Below are 16,074 nucleotides of genomic sequence, written 5' to 3' on the forward strand. Positions count from 1 at the left end.
GCCTCGGTGCGCGAGGCCCTGCCCAGAAGGAAGCTCCGCATGCTCGACCCCCGCAGCGCCATCGCATTCATCGGCGGCGGCAACATGGCCAGCGCCATCATCGGCGGCCTGGTGAAGCAAGGCCTGCCGGCCAGCCGCGTCACCGTCGTGGACACCAACCCTGAGGCCCGGCAACGCCTGAGCGCCAGCCACGGCCTCGTCGCCCATGCCGAAGCCGGCCCCTTCCTGCAGGATGTTCCCGTCGTGGTCTGGGCCATCAAGCCCCAGACCTTCAAGGACGCCGCCCTGCAGGCCGCGCCCTTCGTCGGCGGCGCGTTGCACCTGAGCGTGGCGGCCGGCATCTCCACCGACAGCCTGCAGCGCTGGCTCGGCAGCGAGCGCATCGTGCGCAGCATGCCCAACACCCCGGCCCTGATCGGCAAGGGCGTCACCGGTCTGTACGCGCGCGCTGGCGTGAGCGCGCAGGACCGCAAGCAGATCGAGCACATTGCCTCGGTCATGGGTGAGTTTGTCTGGGTCGAACGTGAACACCTGCTCGACGCCGTGACAGCGCTTTCAGGTTCGGGCCCCGCTTATGTCTTCTACCTGCTGGAAGCCATGACAGCCACGGGAGTGGAACTGGGCCTCACAACCGAGCAGGCCCATCAACTCGCGGTCGAGACCTTTCTGGGCGCGGGCGCACTGGCCAAGGCCTCCGAGGAACCACCCGAGGTGCTGCGCCAGCGGGTCACCTCCAAGGGCGGCACCACGCACGCGGCCATCACGGTCATGGAAGACGGCGGACTCAAGGCTCTGTTCAGTGCAGCCCTGCAGGCCGCCGCGCGGCGCTCCGCAGAGCTGGGCGCCGAATTCGGCAAGGATTGACGGCGACGGGCCTTGCCGCACGAGGACAGCAGGCAAGGCTGTCGTCACTCAAGCTGGCTCGCGCCGGCGCTTCAGCGGGCGACGTGGCCGAGCACCACGCCCGCGAACACCGTGAACCCCAGCCAATGGTTCATGCGGAAGGCCCGGAAGCAACCCTCGCGCGTACGGTCACGGATCAGGCGGTAGTGCCAGCCGACCTGCACGGCGGCGACCAGCAACGTCGCGCCCCAGACCCAGGGGTGGAGCCGATCGATCAGCAGCACCGTCCAGATCAGCAGGTGCAGCACGTAGAAGGCCGTGATCGCCACCACGTCGAAACGCCCCAGCGTGATGGCCGAGGTCTTCATGCCGATCTTCAGGTCGTCGTCGCGATCTACCATCGCGTACTCGGTGTCGTAGGCCAGCACCCAGAACAGGTTGCCGATCAGCATGGCCCAGGCCAGCCAAGGAACGGCGTCCAGCACGGCGGAAAAACTGAACGAATCGCCTCCTCCTGACACGGCGGCGAAGGCCATGGGAATGCCGAAGCTGAAAGCGACGCCCAGCACGGCCTGGGGCATGGCCACGTAGCGCTTGGCATAGGGATAGATCAAGGTCACGGCCAGCGCCGCGAAGGACCAGGCGATGGTGACGGTATTGGTGGTCAGCACCAGGCCGAAGGCCAGCAGGGCCAGCACCGCGCCCAAGGCCAGGGCTTCCTTCACCGACACCTTACCGCTCGTCACCGGGCGTTGCGCGGTGCGCTTGACGTGCCGGTCGAAATCACGGTCGGCCACGTCGTTCACGCAACAGCCCGCGCTGCGCATGAGGATGGTGCCCAGCACGAACACCAGCAACAGATGCCAGCCCGGCCAACCCCCGGCCGCCACCCAGAGCGCCGACAACGAAGGCCAGAGCAGCAACAGCCACCCCGCCGGACGGTTCCAGCGGATGAGGTCAAGGTAAAGCGCCAAGCGGGAAGAAAACATGGTCATGCGCAAAGCATCAAGGCCAGGGCTCCCGTGGAACCGGCTTTGCCGGGCCACCGGGAGCGCCCCCTTGAGGGGGGATGCCGACCCACACGAAGTGGGGGAGCAACGGGGGTGATCTGATTCGTCAGTCTTCCAAGAGGGAGCGGAGCATCCAGGCCGACTGCTCATGCACGGTGAGGCGCTGCGTCAGCAGATCGGCCGTGGGCTCGTCGCCGGCCTTCTCGGCCAGGGGGAAGATGCCACGCGCCGTGCGCGCCACCGCCTCATGGCCTTGAACGAGGATGCGCACCATCTCCAGCGCCTTGGGCGGCGTGGCCGGCACGTCGGGCACCGAGGCCAGCTTGCCAAACTGCGCGTAGGAGCCCGGCGCCGCGTGGCCCAGCGAACGGATGCGTTCGGCCACCGGGTCCACCGCGTTCCACAGCTCGGTGTACTGCTGCATGAACATGGTGTGCAGGGTGTTGAACATCGGCCCCGTCACGTTCCAGTGAAAGTTGTGCGTGGTCAGGTAGAGGGTGTAGGTGTCGGCCAGCAGGCGCGACAGGCCCTCGGCGATGGCGGCGCGGTCCTGTTCGCTGATACCGATGTTGATCGCGGGTGCGGTGGTCTTGGCCATGCAAAAACTCCTGGTGGTCGATGAAGAATGAGTCCGGGGGAGCCGGGGCTGTGCAGGTGATGGTCCAGGCGGCGGATTCAAGTGGAGGTTCAAGCCGCCTGGGCCTCGGTCTGGCGCAGGTCGGACAGGCGGGTGACGCCCGGCAGCGCGCAGGCGTAAATGGCGTTGCGCAAGGCGGCGATGGCCTCGTAGCGCGTGAAGCTGCGGCGCCAGACCAGCACCACGCGGCGCAGGGGCGCATCCCCTTCGAAGGGCAGGTAGCGGATCAGGCTTTCGTCGGCGCCGATCCGGTTCTTGGCCCGGCCTTCGTCCAGCGCCCCCTCGGGCACCGACAGGCGCGGCACCAGGGTCACACCCATGCCGGCGGCCACCATGTGCTTGATGGTCTCCAGCGAGGAGCCCTCGAAACTCTTCTGGATGCCTTCGGTGTTGCTGGAAAAACGGGCGAACTCCGGACAGACCTCCAGCACATGGTCGCGGAAACAATGCCCCGTGCCCAGCAGCAGCATGGTTTCGGACTTGAGCTCTTGCGTGGTCACGTGCGCGCGCTTGGCCAAGGGATGGCTCACGGGCACGGCCGCGAGAAAAGGCTCGTCGTACAGCGGGGCCACGGCGAGGCCCGTGTCCGGGAAGGGTTCGGCCAGGATGGCGCAGTCGATCTCGCCGGTGCGCAGCATTTCCAGCAGCTTGCCCGTGAAGTTCTCCAGCAGCATCAAGGGCATCTGCGGTGACAGGCGGATGTTCTGGCGCACCAGGTCGGGCAACAGGTAGGGGCCAATGGTGTAGATCACTCCCATGCGCAGGGGGCCGGCCAACGGGTCCTTGCCGCGCTTGGCGATCTCCTTGATGGCGGCGGCCTGCTCCAGCACCGATTGAGCCTGGCGCACGATGTCCTCGCCCAGGGGCGTGACCGTGACTTCATTGGCGCTGCGCTCAAAGAGCTTCACGTCCAGCTCTTCCTCGATCTTCTTGACCGCCACCGACAAGGTGGGCTGCGAGACGAAGCAGGCCTCCGCCGCACGACCGAAGTGTTTTTCCCGGGCCACAGCCACGATGTATTTGAGTTCGGTCAGGGTCATGATCTAGCCATTCCATCCATCCTATAGCCCAATACTATCAAGATGGTCGGACCAAACTCGACACCCGGCATGGCTGCCCGGCTGGCCGCCACGTCGGACAGCTCACTGAATGATCAGGGCAACAGGGTGACGCGCAGTTGGAGCAAGCGCGGGGCCTGGCTGGCCGCGTCGCTGCGGTAGACCCCACGCTCTGGCTCCGTGCCGCTCTTGGCCAGGGTCACCCACTGGCCCAGCGGCGCCAGCACCGTGGTGCGCAACTGGCCGGTCTGCTGCGCGGGCAGTTCCTTGCCGGGCTGCTGGTTCACGTTCTCGCCCAGCCATTGAACCTCGACCTCGGCTTGGCGCCCCGCCGTCCAGACCGGGCGCATCTGCAGGGTCTGGCCGCTCTGGAACCAGATCAGCTCCTGCTTGACCCCGGCGCCGCTGTTCTGACCTTCGGCCTGCACTTCCTTGATCCAGGTCTGCGGCTGGGCCGAGGTCTGGCCCACACGGGCCACGTCGCCATTGCGCACCTGCACCTGCTGCGGCGGCTGCAGGGGCACGGCAGGTTTCGTGCTCACGCTGTAACCGGCGGCCACCGCGTCGATCTGGCGCAGCTCCAACAGCACATTGCGCGCGGGCAGCGCCTGCGCATTCGCCGGTCCGGCCAGCCAGGTCAAGGACAAGCACAGTCCCGACAGCAGCGCCGAAGCCATCATTCGCGGGGAGATTCGCATCATTGGCCTCTTTTCCTCGTTCAATCAGCGCGCTTCGCGCATCACCATCGCTGGCAGGCTGCGCGCCTGGATGCGCTGGGCCGTCTGCTGGGCCTGCGCCTGTTGCGCGTATGGCCCGGCCACGACTCGCAGCATGGGTTCACCCCGGCTGTTCGGAAAGTTCTCCAGCGCGGCCTCGATGCCCATGCCCTGCAGCTGCGCCACCATGCGGTGGGCGTTGTCAGCCTGCCGGAACACGCCGGCCTGCACCACCCAGCCCGCTGCCCCGGAGGACTTAGGCGGCGCGGCCAGGGTGGCAGGGGATGAGGCCGCCAGAGGCTGGGCACCGGCGCCCGCCAACGGTGCGGCACTGGCGGTCATGGCCCCGGGCTGCGACTGCGCCGCACGCTTGGCTTGCGCCGCCTGGGAAGCCGCGCGCAAGCGCGCCGAGGCTTGTGGTTTCTCGCCCTCGCCCGACGCGGCGGGCGCGGCGGCACGGGGCGGCGTGGGTTGAACCGGAGGCGGCGGCGCGGCGCTGGTCGTGGGCGCCACGGGGGCGCGGGTGACGACGCCGCTGGCCATATTGCCGCGACTGCCCGTGGGCGGGGTCGTGCTGTCGGCCTGGGCCAGTTGCCGGGCACGCGGCGCGCTGGCGGACTGCGGCGCCTGCGGGCGGGACGTCGGCAGGGTCACGGACTGCAGAGGCACCAAGTCCGCAGGCGGCGGGGCCGAAGCGGAGGCCGAGCCCGACGTCGACAGCGGCGCTGGCAGGGGCGCATTCAAGGGCGTGGGGGCAACGGGGTTGGCCGCGAAGGAAGTCACGGGCACCACGTCCGCACCGGCTCGGCCGGACCGGGTGGTGGCGTCAAACGCGGGCTCAAAGGCGACCACGGGCCGACCGGCGGCGTCGTCCACCGGCCTGGCCGAACTGGCTGCTGGCGCGGCAGGCGCTGGCAGGGTGGCGGCCACGGCCTGCGTCAACACGCCACCGGCTGCGGTGCCCGATGCGGTGGCTGCAGGGGCCGGTGCGCCCAGACCCTCGACCCGACCGGACGCGGTGGGCAGGGGCGGCGAAACAGACGAAGGCGCCGCCGCTTCCTGCCTCGGCGCGTCCCGGTTCAGGAGCGAAGCCAGCTGGGACCAGGCCCGTCCCCCCAGACCCTGCCAATCCTGCAGGGCCAGCACCGGCCCGAGCAGCACCACCAGGGCCAGCAAATTGGCCAGCAGCTGGCGACCCAGGCGGCCCGGACCGGGCGCGACGGCGGTCAGGCGGGCGATGGTGTCGACCACGCCCGAGCTCTTGCGCAGCACCTCGGAAATCCTGTCGTTGTAGTGACCGTAGAGCCAGACGTTGGCGTAGAGGCCCGGCACGATGTAAGCGGCCGACACCAGCCACAGGCCCAACATCCAGGTCAGCACGCCGGAGTAATCGAACACCAACTTGCCCACGCCGAACACCAACAGCCCGGCGGCGGCCAGCGCCCCCACGTAGGCCAAGGCCCAGCCCCACATCTTGCGATAGATCAGCCAGTTGAAGGTGAAGAGGCTGGCGGCCCAGTTCCAGCTCAGGCTCGTCTGCCCGGCTTCGTCAAAGCGCAGAAAACGCGGCAGGTGGTAGTCCTGTCCACGCACGCCGATGGCGGCACGGTAGAACAGGGCGGTGTCACTCGAGGCGAGGGGATGGAATGGGTCGGCGCTCATGGGCAGGGGGCAAGGCGGCGTGCGCGGCCGTCCGCGAGACAGGCCGGGACGGTGGCGCTGTTCAAGTCTAATTCAGCTCGTCGTGCTCGGGAATATTTTTGTCCCAACGGGGCGCACATGGCCAAGCCCGGCCGCAAGCGCCGCAAACCGGGCCAAGTCGGCCCCAACCCGCGCGTGGGGCTCAGGCCTTCAGGTAATCCACCCGACCGCCCAGCCAGCGCGCCACATGCCGCTCGGCCAGGGCCGGGTACCGCGCCAGCATCAACGCAGCGGTCTGCCGCGCCCAGTCCAGCACGACCCCATCGGTGGCAAGGTCGGCGAAACGCAGCAGGGCTGCGCCGGACTGGCGCGCACCCAGGAATTCGCCCGGACCGCGGATCTCCAGGTCGCGCCGCGCGATCTCGAAACCGTCGTTGGTCTCGGCCATGGCCTTGAGGCGCTCGCGCGCAGTCTGGCCCAGGCGCGGCGCGTCTCCGGTGGAATAGAGCAGCACGCAGGCCGAAGCCTGGGCCCCGCGCCCCACCCGCCCGCGCAATTGGTGCAACTGCGAGAGGCCGAAACGTTCCGCATGCTCAATCACCATCAGCGTGGCGTTGGGCACGTCCACACCCACCTCAATCACCGTGGTGCTGACCAGCAAGCCCATGCGGCCAGCGACGAACTCGGCCATCACAGCCTGCTTCTCGGGGGGCGGCAGGCGCGAGTGCAGCAGGCCGACCTGGATGCCGCCCTCGCCGCCACGCGGCGACGCGGGCTGGCCATGATTCAAGGCAGCGGTCAACTCGGCGTGCGTGGCCGTGGCATTCGTCAGATCCACGGCCTCGCTCTCCTCGATCAGCGGGCAGACCCAGTAGACCTGCCGCCCCTCGGCCAGCTGGGCGCGGATGCGCTCGATCAGCTCCGGGCGGCGCTGCTCCGAGATCACGCGGGTCACGATGGGGCTGCGCCCCGGCGGTAGCTCGTCCAGCGTGGACACATCGAGGTCGGCGTAATAGCTCATGGCCAGGGTGCGCGGGATGGGCGTGGCGCTCATCATCAGCATGTGCGGTTCCTCGCCATCCTCCCCGCCGCTCCCATCGCTGTTGGCGCCCTGGTCAGACCGGACTTTCTCGCGCAAAGCCAGCCTCTGCGCCACACCGAAGCGGTGCTGCTCGTCCACGATGGCCAGGCCCAGTTTGTGGAAGTGCACCTTGTCCTGGATCACCGCGTGCGTGCCGACGATGAGCTGGGCCCCGCCCTGCTCGGGCGCGCGCGCGATCGCCTCCAGCGTCTCACGCCGCTCCTTCGTCTTTTGCCCGCCCGCGAGCCAGGCCACGCGCACGCCCAGCGGCGTCAGCCAGTCCACCAGCTTCTTGACATGCTGACTGGCCAATATCTCGGTGGGGGCCATCAGCACGCATTGGTATCCGGCATCAATGCACACCGCCGCAGCCAGCGCGGCCACCACGGTCTTGCCGCTGCCCACGTCGCCCTGCAGCAGCCGGTGCATGGGCGAGGGGCGGGCCAGGTCCTGCGCGATTTCCTCGCTCACACGGCGCTGCGCCGCCGTGAGCGCGAAGGGCAGCACGGCCAGCAGCCGTTCATGCAAGCCCTGGTCATCGGGGCCGGGTCGAATTCGCAGGGCAGGCGCACGCCGTTGGGCCTGCGCCTGCCTGGCCTGCAGCTGAGAGAGCTGCTGCGCCAGCAACTCCTCGGCCTTCAAGCGCAACCAGGCCGGATGGCTGCGGTCCTGCAAGGCGGCGAGCGACACCTCGGGACCCGGGTGGTGCAGGTAATCCAGCGCGGCGTGCAAAGGCCAGTCGGCCAGCACTTGTGGCCCGCCGGGCCAGGACTGCAGGGCCTGCGGCGGCAGGGTCTCGTCCAGCACCAGCTTGTCCAGCGCGCGGCCCACGGCCTTGCGCAAATAGGCCTGCGGCAACCCCGCCGTGGTCGGGTACACGGGCGTCAGCGCCTGGGCCAGGGGCGCACCGGCCTGCACGGCCTTGCATTCGGGGTGCACCATTTCGCGCCCCAGAAATCCCCCACGCACTTCACCACGCACCCGCACACGCTGGCCCACGGCCAACAGCTTCTGCTGTGAAGGGTAAAAGTTCAGAAAACGCAGCAACAGCGTGTGCCCCGCTTCGTCCTCGATGCGCACGATCAGCTGCCGGCGCGCGCGCACCTCAACGCGGTTGTCGCGCACCACACCCTCGACCTGAGCCAGGTCCCCGTCGCGCAACTCGGCGATGGCCATCAGCCGTGTCTCGTCCTCGTAGCGCAGGGGCAGGTGCAGGGCCAGGTCCATGTCGCTGTCCAGGCCCAGGCGGCGCATGGCCTTCTGCGGCGCGCTCAGCGGCTTGTCGGCCTTGTCCTGGCGAGTTGGAGCCTTGTCGACATGTTCGCGTACGGCGGGCATGGGCGGCATTGTGGCGCAGACCCACCGGGCGCCGCGTGGTCGGGGCACGATGGCATCGTTACAGATCTCGATATGTAACCGGCACAGCTCTTGCGTGGTGCCCGGCGTGGGGCCTGGCCCCACGCGCAGACTCCACAACTAGAAGCGTTTCCTGCCCCAGGGAGGGAACGAACCAGTGAAGAAATCAAAATGGACAACAAGAAGACAAAGCTGCAAACGGATACTTACCTGCCCTACATGCGCGACGTGGTGCGTTGCGAGCAGTCGCTGCGCGAGCTCAACCAGATGTGGCGCATGATCGAATCCTCCGCCAAGATGAACTGCCCGCGCGAGGCGCAGACCATCCTGCCCATCATGGCGGCGACGCGCGCGGGCTTTGGCCGGCTCGAGCAAGAGTTGGTGGACAGCCTGGCCGGCGAGAAGGTGGCCAATGTGCTGGCCGCCATTGGCGCCAAGGCGCATTACGTGATCGACATCATGGTGCGCAACCTCTATGAACGCACCGCCGACGTGGGTTTTCTCGCGACCGATCGCGAACTCTGCGCCTTCGTCGCGTCGGCCCAGCAGGCCACGCAGGGCCCGGACGAAGACACCATCGACGCCATCCGCGCGCGCCTCTTCGCCTACCGCAGCAAGTACACCGTCTACGACGAGATCATGCTGCTGGACCTGCAGGGCAATGTGCTGGTGCAGCTGGACCCGGAGTCGCCCGTCGAAGGCAGCAGCGACGCGCTGATCGGCCAGACGCTGGAGAGCGACAGCTTCGTCGAGACCTTCCGCGCCAGCGACCTGCGCCCCGGCAAGGCCCAGGCACTGATCTACTCGCGCCGCATGCACCACCCGGACACGGGCGCCGTGGTCGGGCTGCTCTGCCTCTGCTTTGATTTCGAGAACGAGATGCGCGGCATCTTCCGCTCGCACCGCGACCCGGAAGGCCGCTCCAACATGCTGCTGCTCGACGGCGAGGCCCGCGTGATCGCCAGCGCGGACGAGCACTGGATCGCCCCCGGCACCATCGTGCCGGTCAACCTCGACGGCGCGCCGCAGCTGCAGATCCACGAAGGCCGCGAGTACCTGATCCGCACCTTCCACGCCGAGGGTTACCAGGGCTACATGGGCCCCACGGGCTGGCGCGGGCAGTTGATGATCCCGGTGGATCTGGCCTTCTCGGGCGGCACGCGCAGCACCCTGGCCTCGTTGGCCCCGACCCAGGCCGCCGGCCTGCTGCAGCACGCGCGCAACTTCAGCCCGCCGTTGCACGAAATCATCACCGCCACCGAAACCATCCGCCGTGTGGTCTGGAACGGGCAGGTCATCACCGCCGACCAGCAGGACATCTTCGTGGACGACGGACTGCCGAAGCGGCGCCGCTCCGACGCCAATGGCGGCGAGCAGAAGGCCAAGCTCAAGACCATCCTGGACCAGATCAGCGAAACCGGCTCGCGCAGCAACGCGCTGTTTTCGCAGTCCATCCGCGACCTCTACGAAACCGTGCTGGAAACCAAGCAGCAAGACGGCGAGTTCCTCTCGCAGCTGCTGGTGGACCTGCTGGACCGCAACCTTTACGAACGCGCGGACGACTGCCGCTGGTGGGCGTTGACGCCCGAGCTGCGCACCGCGCTGGCCGAGCCCGTGATCGCGCCGGAGGAAGCACGCAAGCTGCACGACATCCTGGCCTACATCCATGGTCTGTACACGGTCTACACCCAGCTTTTCGTCTACGACCGCGAGGGCCAGGTGATCGCGCGCTCGCGCCGCTCGGGCGAACACGCGAATGCGGGCGACGAGAGCGTGGACGCGGCCACGCTGGCGCGCGTGCGCGGCTTGGCCGATGACCAGGCCTACCACGTCAGCGCCTTCGAGCCCACGCCCTTCTACGGCGGCAAGCCCACCTACATCTACCACGCGGCCGTGCGCGCGCCCGGAGGTGGCGTGGTCGGCGGCATCGGCATCGTCTTCGACGCCGCCACCGAGTTCGAGGCCATGCTGCGCAGCGGCCTGGCCCAGCGCCAGGGCACGGGTTATTTCACCAACCGCGCTGGCCGCATCATCGCCAGCACCGACCCGGCGCACCCGGTGGGCGAGCAACTGCGCGACCCAGCCCTGCTCGCCGTGCTGCGCGAGCTGCCCAAGGGCAGCAGCGTCTCGCGCATCGTCGAGCACGACGGACACTACGCCGTGATGGGCTGCGCGGCCGGCCAGGGCTACCGGGAGTTCAAGGTCAGTGACGGTTACGAGGAAGACGTGCTCTCCGTGGTCTTCCAGCCCCTGGGCGCGGTGCAAAGCCACGGCCGTTCGCAGCGGACCGACCAGGCCATCGAAGACAGCGGCTACGGCGGTGATGGCCGCCAGCGCAAGACCTACGCCACCTTCCACTGCGGGGGGGACCTGCTGGCCCTGCCGGCCGTCCATGTGCTCGAAGCCCTGCCCGCCAGCGCGCTCTCGGCCCGCATGGGCAACGGCGGCCCGGGCACGGGTGCGGGCGCGTCCGGCAAGGGCACGCCAGGTCCGAAATACCAGGGACGCATCGGCATGCTGGCGCCACAGGGCAATGACCGCATCGGCCACTTCGTCTGGGTGTTTGACCTGGCCTGGCTGCTGCACGAGCGCGTCGGCACGCTGGACGACAACAGCCAGATCATCATCGTGCGCCACGGCATGCACACGGCCGGGCTGCTGGTCGACGGTCTGCACGCCGTGCCCGAATTCGGTGACGAGCAGCTGATGCCCTCGCCCTTCGGTTCGGAGCAGAAGCTGCTGAGCCACTTCATCCGCGCCAACGGCGGCAACCTGCTGATCCAGCTGCTGGACCCGGCGGCCCTGCTGGCGCGCGTGACCCAAGGCGCGGCGGAGGCCACGACCAACCGGGCGGACGCGGCCAACGTCGGCACGGCGGCCGCTCTGGCGCGCGCGGCCTGAACGCCTGCGGCAAGGAGGCCGCGCGACAGATCAGGCGAGAGGCCCGGATGAGAGAATCACGGCCTCTCGCTTTTTTCTTGATCCCTTGGAACGGGCCCGTCCGGCCCTCAAGCCCATGCCGCATTCCTCCGCCTCCAGCGCGTCGCAGCCCCTTTCCACACCGTCGGCCCGCGTCCACACCCTGAGCGACTTCGACTTCGCTCTGCCCCCCGAACTCATCGCCCAGCACCCCGCGCCCGAACGCAGCGCCTCGCGCCTGCTCGATGGGCGTGACAGCCGGCCCGGCGCGCAGCCGGTGGACCGCATCTTTCGCGAGCTGCCGCAACTGCTGCAAGCCGGTGACCTGCTGGTCTTCAACGACACCAAGGTGGTCAAGGCGCGTTTGTTTGGCAACAAGCCAGCCCCCACCCGAGGCGCAAGCTCCCCCATCGGCGGCAAGCTGGAACTGCTGATTGAGCGCGTGCTGACGAACCACGAAGTCGTGGCCCACATGAAGGTCAGCAAGAAACCCGCCGTGGGCACCGTGCTGGAGATGACCGGCGGCTACACCGCCACGCTGCTGGGCCGCTGGCCTGATGAAGACGGGAAACTGTTCCGCCTGCGCTTCAGCGACGAACCGCATGCCCTGATGGAACAGCACGGCCACGTTCCCCTGCCGCCGTACATCCAACACAGCGACAGTGCCGACGACGTGGCGCGTTACCAGACCGTCTTCGCCGCCAAGCCCGGCGCTGCCGCCGCGCCCACCGCCGCCCTGCACTTCGACGAAAGCGTGCTGGCCGCACTCGACGCACGCGGCGTGCGGCGCGCCAACGTCACCCTGCACGTCGGCGCCGGCACCTTCTCACCCGTCAAGACCGAGAACCTGGCCGAACACCGCATGCACCGCGAGTGGTACGAGGTGCCCGCTGCCACGCAACAGGCCATCCGGGAAACCAAAGCCCAGGGCGGTCGTATCGTCGCCGTGGGCACCACCACCATCCGCACGCTGGAATCCTGGGCGAAAACTGGTGCGGCCAGCGGCGACACCGACATCTTCATCACCCCGGGCTTTGAATTCAAGGTGGCCGACCTGCTGGTCACCAACTTCCATCTGCCCAAGTCCACGCTGATGATGCTGGTCAGCGCCTTCGCGGGCTTCGGGCACATCATGGGGCTGTACCGGCATGCGATCGCGCAGCGGTATCGGTTTTTCAGTTATGGGGATGCGATGGTGTTGGAGCGTGCGCGGTGATATGCCACCTTCGAACTTTTGTTCTCGGCCATGAGCGGTCATAGGCCTGGCGGCCCAGAAGCGGACGCCAAATTACCCAATTTGGGGATAGGTCGTGGCTGAACTGGTAGGCACAATGGGCTTCAACAGTCTGCAGTATTTAATCGATTGCAAAGCCATGTTGCAAGCCAACTTCAGGAGGATCTGATGGCCAGAATATCGATCACGCGCCAGTTTATAGAGCGGGTTTTGCTCTATACATTACGTTAGCTGCCTATGGAAACGTGGCAAACCATTCTTCTCGCCTTGGGTGGCAACGCCGCTTTGCTTGCGGTGCTTGGCATCCTTGCAAAGTCTCTGCTAGAGAAGTTGATCACTCGTGACACCAAGCGTTTTGAGTCCGAACTCAAGGCCAAGTCCGATGCCACGATCGAGCACCTGAAGAATGAACTCCAGCTCAGAACCATTGAGCACCAAGTACGCTTTTCACGTCTGCATGAAAAGCGAGCAAGTGTCATTGCTGAGCTAAACGGTCATCTAGCCGAAGTGCTGTGGGAAGCGGAAAGCTTCCTTTCACCGATGCAGTGGGTTGGTGAACCGCCACAAGAAGAAAAGCATCGCAATGCGATGAACAAGCTCGCCGAATTCTTTCGCTTCTTTGACAAACATCGAATCTATCTTCCAATCGAGTTGTGCGAGTCACTGCAGGAGCTGGCAATGCAGGTTCGGCGTCATGTGATCAACTTTGGTGTGTACGTGAAGTTTGATGACGTCACCCTCAACGACCACACGCGCGCTCAAAAGGAGAAAGCGTGGAATGAAGGGTGGGATGCAATCAAGATTCAAGTTCCGCAAGCGCGGACGGCTTTAGAAAACGAGTTCCGCGTGCTACTAGGGCAGGCAGCTAACCCGTCCTTGCAGCGGACCGCCTCCGGCGGCCGCTGAAGCCTAACGTTAAACGGCGGCATTCATAGATACTTGACCGTCTGCTATGGGTCGGAAGTGACCAGCTCACATAATGTATCGCCTAGGGCGATTCCGTTCGGATTCACAGGAGAAACGTAATGGCAAACATGGCCACGGTGGAAATCAAGGCTTACGTTCCCGCAAGAGATATCGACCTATCAAAGCGCTTCTACGCTGATTTGGGGTTCGAAATTGAATCGCTATCGGACGACTTGGCCTATCTTCATGCGGGTGCTTGCAGTTTCTTGCTTCAACGTTTTTATGTGAAAGAACACGCAGAAAATTTCATGATGCACATGCTGGTACAAGATGTAGAAGCTTGGTGGAGTCGCGTTGAGTCTCAGCAAATGGCAAAAAAATACGGCGTTCGTGTAAATCCCCCAGAGAACAGGCCCTGGGGAATCCGCGACTTCACCATCGACGATCCCAGCAGTGTTTTGTGGCGCATTGGTCAAGTCATCGACAGCGCAGAACAGACCGCTTAACCTCGATCTTGTGAAGCCCACTTCGAATCGGCACGGCTTGCGCATGAGGCACTTGGCGATACATGCCGCGCCGCCCCAGCCAACCATCAATCCCTGAAGTAACCCGCCCCCGCCAGATCGGCCATCAACCCCGGCCCCGTCGGCGCCCACCCCAGTTGCCCGCGCGTCCACGCACTCGACGCCGGCATGTCCATGGCCGCGAAGCCGGCCAGCCATTTGAAGTGCACGGCGGCTTCCTCACGCGTGAGGCTGCGCACCGGCAACCCCAGGCCCCGGCCGATGGCTTCGGCGATCTGCTTGAAGGGCAGGCCTTCTTCCGCAGCACCGTGGTAACGCGCCCCGGCCGCGCCGCGTTCGACCGCGAGGCGGAACAGGGCGGCGGCGTCCTGGCGATGCACCGCTGACCAGCGGTTCTGGCCATCGCCCACATAAGCAGCAAACCCGGCTTCGCGCGCGAAGCGGATCAGGGCGGGCACGAAGCCATGGTCGCCCACGCCATGCGTGGTGGGCGCCAGGCGCACGGCCATGGCGCGCACGCCCTGGCTCAGGAAGCCCATGGCCGTGGCTTCGGACACGCGGGGGTAGGCCTGCGGGTCCACGGGCGGTTGATCGGTCTCCAAGGCCGGCCGCCCCTGAACCAGATGCGCCAGGCCAGCGGTCACGACCAGGGGCCGGCCCGAGCCCTTGAGGGTTTCGCCCAGGGCCTCGATGGCACGGCGATCCAGCGCGCAGTTGTCGGCGAAGCGGGAGAAGTCATGGTTGAAGGCGGTATGGATCACGCCGTCGGCCGCCACCGCGCCCGCGCGCAGGCTGTCCAGGTCTTCCAGCGTGCCGCGCTGGGCCTCGGCGCCCTGGGCCTTCAACGCCGCCGCCGCTTCGTCGGACCGCACCAGGCCCAGCACGCGGTGGCCCGCGCCCAATAAATCCCGCACCACGGCCGAACCAACGAACCCGCTCGCACCCGTCACAAAAACACGCATCTTTCGCTCCTGTTGAAGAAAACAGGCCGCACTGTCCGCGTTCGGGCGATGGGGGTAAAGTCGGAACGTTATCGTAGTATGAAGACTGGCAGGATGAGTCCATGGACGAGCGCGTGACGGACACCCAAGCGGGCATCAAAGCGAACACCGGAGCGGACCGCAAGGACAACGCCCTGGGCAACTACCTGCGCAACCGGCGCACGCGGCTGGACCCGGCCGCCTTCGGTTTCGCCGGCGCGCGCCGCCGCACGCCCGGCCTGCGCCGCGAGGAAGTGGCCCAGCTCGCCCACATCAGCCAAACCTGGTACACCTGCCTGGAACAGGGGCGCGGCGGCCCGCCTTCGGGCGAGGTGCTGGACCGCATCGCCCGCGCGTTGATGCTGACCGAGGGCGAACGCGAGCACCTCTTCCTGCTCGGGCTGGGGCGTGCCCCGGCGCGGCCCGTGCCGCCGGGCGCGGCGGATGCCAGCGCGGTGTCGCCCCGGCTGCAGCGCCTGCTGGACGCCCTGCCCTGGAGCCCGGCCTACATCAAGACGCTGACCTGGGACCTGGTGGCCTGGAACCGCGCAGCCGACATCGTGTTCGACTACGGCGCGCTGCCGCCCGGACAGCGCAACATCCTGCGCCGCATCTTCCTGGACCCTGCGACGCGGGCCAAGCAGTTCGACTGGGATAGCGTGGCCCGTTACGTGGTGGCGGCCTTCCGCGCCGACGCCGCGCGCGCCACCTGGGCCGCCGCCGAGGTGCAGGCCCTGGTGGACGAGCTGTGCGGCGCCAGCGCCGACTTCGCGGCCCTGTGGCAAGCCCACGATGTGCATGTCCAGGGCGAGGGCAGCAAGCGCCTGCGCCACCCGCAAGTGGGCACGTTGTCGCTGGAGTACTCGAGCTTCAGCGTTGAAGGGCGGCCAGACCTGGGCATGGTGGTGTTCAACCCGGTGGGCGCGCAGGACCAAGCCCGCCTGCGGGCCCTGCTGGACCGTGCTGCAATGCAAGAGCAGCCTCACACGCCTGCATGGCCCACCGACGCGCAAGAGCCCACGCAACACACACCTTGAGGGTTTGCCACATGATCAGCAGCCCACCCACCGTTCCCGCCTCTTTCGTCACCATCCTGCTCAAACGAATTTGAGATAGCTTGTTCTAAGCAGCTGCTTGTCTTGCCTCTCAGGTTTGCGTGCTGCTAGGGG

At 67.0% G+C, this 16,074-nt stretch carries 13 protein-coding genes; 6 read left to right on the plus strand and 7 right to left on the minus strand.

Annotated features, from left to right (window positions below; all coding sequences use genetic code 11):
* The first annotated feature begins 39 nt into the window (after window positions 1-39).
* Window positions 40-864 carry a pyrroline-5-carboxylate reductase gene (proC, locus tag AZ34_RS17045; protein WP_035610312.1) on the plus strand — a complete coding sequence of 275 codons (825 nt, stop codon included), beginning with the start codon at window positions 40-42 and terminating at the stop codon, window positions 862-864.
* Between the two features lie 71 nt (window positions 865-935).
* On the opposite strand, the gene ubiA is transcribed toward proC, so the two are convergent.
* The 6 genes from ubiA to recG all read right to left on the minus strand — a co-directional run bounded on the left by ubiA (window position 936) and on the right by recG (window position 8,324).
* Window positions 936-1,832: a 4-hydroxybenzoate octaprenyltransferase gene (gene ubiA / locus AZ34_RS17050; RefSeq protein ID WP_035612075.1), complete on the minus strand. Its 897-nt coding sequence runs from the start codon at window positions 1,830-1,832 to the stop codon at window positions 936-938.
* A 127-nt stretch (window positions 1,833-1,959) separates the two neighbouring features.
* Window positions 1,960-2,451 (minus strand): Dps family protein, encoded by a 492-nt coding sequence (locus tag AZ34_RS17055; RefSeq protein WP_035610316.1) that lies wholly within the window; start codon window positions 2,449-2,451, stop codon window positions 1,960-1,962.
* 89 nt (window positions 2,452-2,540) lie between these two features.
* The gene (locus tag AZ34_RS17060) at window positions 2,541-3,530 is read right to left on the minus strand and encodes a LysR substrate-binding domain-containing protein (protein ID WP_035610319.1); all 990 of its coding nucleotides are present in this window, start codon (window positions 3,528-3,530) and stop codon (window positions 2,541-2,543) included.
* Window positions 3,531-3,643: 113 nt separating this feature from the next.
* The gene (locus AZ34_RS17065) at window positions 3,644-4,249 is read right to left on the minus strand and encodes a hypothetical protein (RefSeq protein ID WP_155831852.1); all 606 of its coding nucleotides are present in this window, start codon (window positions 4,247-4,249) and stop codon (window positions 3,644-3,646) included.
* Window positions 4,250-4,270: 21 nt separating this feature from the next.
* Window positions 4,271-5,926, minus strand: a complete 1,656-nt coding sequence (locus AZ34_RS17070; RefSeq protein ID WP_035610324.1) for an SPOR domain-containing protein — start codon at window positions 5,924-5,926, stop codon at window positions 4,271-4,273.
* Window positions 5,927-6,107: 181 nt separating this feature from the next.
* Window positions 6,108-8,324 (minus strand): ATP-dependent DNA helicase RecG, encoded by a 2,217-nt coding sequence (recG, locus tag AZ34_RS17075; protein WP_051510223.1) that lies wholly within the window; start codon window positions 8,322-8,324, stop codon window positions 6,108-6,110.
* Window positions 8,325-8,513: 189 nt separating this feature from the next.
* On the opposite strand from recG, the gene AZ34_RS17080 reads away from it, so the two are divergent.
* The 4 genes from AZ34_RS17080 to AZ34_RS17095 all read left to right on the plus strand — a co-directional run bounded on the left by AZ34_RS17080 (window position 8,514) and on the right by AZ34_RS17095 (window position 13,907).
* Window positions 8,514-11,243 carry a chemotaxis protein CheW gene (locus AZ34_RS17080; protein WP_035610328.1) on the plus strand — a complete coding sequence of 910 codons (2,730 nt, stop codon included), beginning with the start codon at window positions 8,514-8,516 and terminating at the stop codon, window positions 11,241-11,243.
* Window positions 11,244-11,358: 115 nt separating this feature from the next.
* Window positions 11,359-12,477 carry a tRNA preQ1(34) S-adenosylmethionine ribosyltransferase-isomerase QueA gene (gene queA / locus AZ34_RS17085; RefSeq protein ID WP_081767359.1) on the plus strand — a complete coding sequence of 373 codons (1,119 nt, stop codon included), beginning with the start codon at window positions 11,359-11,361 and terminating at the stop codon, window positions 12,475-12,477.
* 255 nt (window positions 12,478-12,732) lie between these two features.
* Window positions 12,733-13,401 carry a hypothetical protein gene (locus AZ34_RS17090; RefSeq protein ID WP_035610330.1) on the plus strand — a complete coding sequence of 223 codons (669 nt, stop codon included), beginning with the start codon at window positions 12,733-12,735 and terminating at the stop codon, window positions 13,399-13,401.
* A 119-nt stretch (window positions 13,402-13,520) separates the two neighbouring features.
* Entirely contained in the window at window positions 13,521-13,907 is a 387-nt protein-coding gene (locus AZ34_RS17095; protein WP_035610334.1) for a VOC family protein, read from the plus strand.
* Between the two features lie 86 nt (window positions 13,908-13,993).
* On the opposite strand, the gene AZ34_RS17100 is transcribed toward AZ34_RS17095, so the two are convergent.
* Window positions 13,994-14,887 (minus strand): SDR family oxidoreductase, encoded by an 894-nt coding sequence (locus AZ34_RS17100; RefSeq protein WP_035610337.1) that lies wholly within the window; start codon window positions 14,885-14,887, stop codon window positions 13,994-13,996.
* A 101-nt stretch (window positions 14,888-14,988) separates the two neighbouring features.
* On the opposite strand from AZ34_RS17100, the gene AZ34_RS17105 reads away from it, so the two are divergent.
* Window positions 14,989-15,942, plus strand: coding sequence for a helix-turn-helix transcriptional regulator (locus tag AZ34_RS17105; protein WP_081767270.1), 954 nt, complete (start codon window positions 14,989-14,991; stop codon window positions 15,940-15,942).
* Window positions 15,943-16,074: the final 132 nt, after the last annotated feature.

Origin of the sequence: Hylemonella gracilis str. Niagara R (assembly GCF_000600295.1) — a bacterium.
Classification (GTDB): Bacteria; Pseudomonadota; Gammaproteobacteria; order Burkholderiales; family Burkholderiaceae_C; genus Hylemonella; species Hylemonella gracilis_A.